The organism is Alteromonas sp. ABH4_456 (genome assembly GCF_056160645.1).
In genome coordinates this window covers 1-1684 of record NZ_JBSWXO010000035.1, presented here as the reverse complement: position 1 = coordinate 1684, position 1684 = coordinate 1, and the positions used below count along the sequence as shown (strand labels likewise).

Genomic DNA, 1684 nt, shown 5'->3' with positions numbered 1-1684 from the left:
AGAGGTTTAGCACAGGGACTTGAACTGGCTGCTGACGCAGCCAGAGAATTGTTATTACCTATTGACCGGAGTTGGGCTCATATGTGTTATATTCCAACCATGCTTTGCAATGCGCATTTGTATGCGTATACTTGGTGGTAAAATTAGTTGGAGTGATAAAATGCAAGATTTATATGACGTCCATGCCCCCAAGAAAGCGACAAATCTAAGCTTAAATAGCGACCTATTGCAAAAAGCTCGAATTTTAAAAGTTAACCTGTCTGCGACCTTAGAACAAGCACTTAGAGACAAGCTAAAAAGTATTGAAGCCGAGAAATGGAAAAAAGAAAACAAAGCTGCCATAGCTGCATACAACGAGTTTGTTGCTGAGAACGGTTGTATAGGTGATGAGTACAGGAACTTCTAATGGCGCAATTTGATGTTTACAGAAACCCAAGCAAGAAAACTAGCGAAGCTTACCCTTTTCTTGTTGATGTTCAAAACTCTGTAATTGACCAATTGGCAACAAGGCTGGTTGTACCGTTAACAACTAGTAATTCTAAAAACAGTTTTTACATGAAGAAGCTGACGCCGGAAATAGAATTCGAAGGCACAACATACTTATTTCTAGCACAACAGCTTAGTTCTATACCCGAAGACGTGCTCAAGGATCGCATTGGTTCGCTGGAGCAATCCAGAGAACTGCTGATAGATGCAATAGACTTCGCTATCACTGGAATATAACGCCGCCATAAACGGCGCGAGCTTGCGAGCGTCCGGCGACCGAAGGGAGCGAATTTGATGGCCTTGTTAGGCCAAGCTTTATAGCCAATCATTAATTCAATAACCTTTAGCTGGAGGGCCTTCCGGATACTGAGGGAGATCATCGGCTATTACTAGCCAAGGTTGCTCAGATGACACCCAAAAATGCATATCAGGATTGAAAAATGATGAATCGTCAAGGCTGCCAGCCGTTAATCCTATGACTCCAGAAGAAGTGCGACGAGAAAAAATACTCGAACCACAACGGGAACACGAACCTCGCTCAAGAGTTTCCGAGGAGAAAAACGTTCTTACAGGCCCTACGATAGAAACATCTTCAATACGCATCAGAACACGGGCGTTGAAAGCAGCTCCAATAGCTTTTTGACATTCTTTACAATGGCACACTCTCTGATTCAGAGGATCAGCTATCGTTTCATAGCGGACAGCTCCGCATATGCAACCGCCGTGAAATCTGATCATTTAATTTCCTCTCCCGTTTTGACCGCAACATCAGACAAAAAAGTATTACTGATACTGTTTATATCTATACACATTTTCTTAATTTCTCGAAATGAGAATAGGTGAATTCCGATAATCGATTAAGCTTCATATGTGCGATTTGGTACTTATCGTATTTAAAATCAGAACTGGATAGAACTGCGATAGTTTTCATCCCCGCCTTACTCGCAGAGATGATTCCAGACAAAGAATCTTCAAAAGCGATACACCGTGAAGGTTCAATACTTAGTTTTTTTGCAGTGGTCAAATATACTGCAGGGTGAGGCTTTCCTTGAGCCTCATATTCAGAAGAATGTATACAGTGAAAATACTGAGTGATTCCAAGTTTCCCTAAATAACTGATCCTATGTCTGCTACACCTTTGCCATTCCGTGGGCATTGCCGGGGAATGGTGATGTGGTCTCCATAAACCGCCGTACTC

Annotated in this window: 4 protein-coding genes; 2 read left to right on the top strand and 2 right to left on the bottom strand. The window is 42.3% G+C overall.

Annotation, left to right across the window (positions count from 1 at the left end):
• The first annotated feature begins 121 nt into the window (after positions 1-121).
• Together ACXAG2_RS20820 and ACXAG2_RS20815 are read left to right on the top strand one after the other, a co-directional pair.
• On the top strand, positions 122-406 hold the full coding sequence (locus tag ACXAG2_RS20820; RefSeq protein ID WP_474820669.1) for a type II toxin-antitoxin system CcdA family antitoxin: 285 nt from the start codon (positions 122-124) through the stop codon (positions 404-406).
• On the top strand, positions 406-723 hold the full coding sequence (locus ACXAG2_RS20815; protein ID WP_474846847.1) for a CcdB family protein: 318 nt from the start codon (positions 406-408) through the stop codon (positions 721-723). Before ACXAG2_RS20820 ends, ACXAG2_RS20815 begins: the two co-directional genes overlap by 1 nt.
• Positions 724-819: 96 nt before the next feature.
• Here ACXAG2_RS20815 and ACXAG2_RS20810 read toward each other — a convergent pair whose 3' ends face one another.
• Positions 820-1224, bottom strand: a complete 405-nt coding sequence (locus ACXAG2_RS20810) for a GFA family protein (RefSeq protein WP_474870235.1) — start codon at positions 1222-1224, stop codon at positions 820-822.
• A gap of 64 nt (positions 1225-1288) precedes the next feature.
• The gene (locus ACXAG2_RS20805) at positions 1289-1642 is read right to left on the bottom strand and encodes an HAD-IA family hydrolase (RefSeq protein ID WP_474870238.1); all 354 of its coding nucleotides are present in this window, start codon (positions 1640-1642) and stop codon (positions 1289-1291) included.
• Positions 1643-1684 lie beyond the last annotated feature (42 nt).

What these genes read in the sequence shown, in the direction of transcription:
- ACXAG2_RS20820 (WP_474820669.1), top strand. Translation starts at nt 122, where the DNA reads ATGCGTATACTTGGTGGTAAAATTAGTTGGAGTGATAAAATGCAAGAT.
- ACXAG2_RS20815 (WP_474846847.1), top strand. Translation starts at nt 406, where the DNA reads ATGGCGCAATTTGATGTTTACAGAAACCCAAGCAAGAAAACTAGCGAA.
- ACXAG2_RS20810 (WP_474870235.1), bottom strand. Translation starts at nt 1,224, where the DNA reads ATGATCAGATTTCACGGCGGTTGCATATGCGGAGCTGTCCGCTATGAA.
- ACXAG2_RS20805 (WP_474870238.1), bottom strand. Translation starts at nt 1,642, where the DNA reads ATGCCCACGGAATGGCAAAGGTGTAGCAGACATAGGATCAGTTATTTA.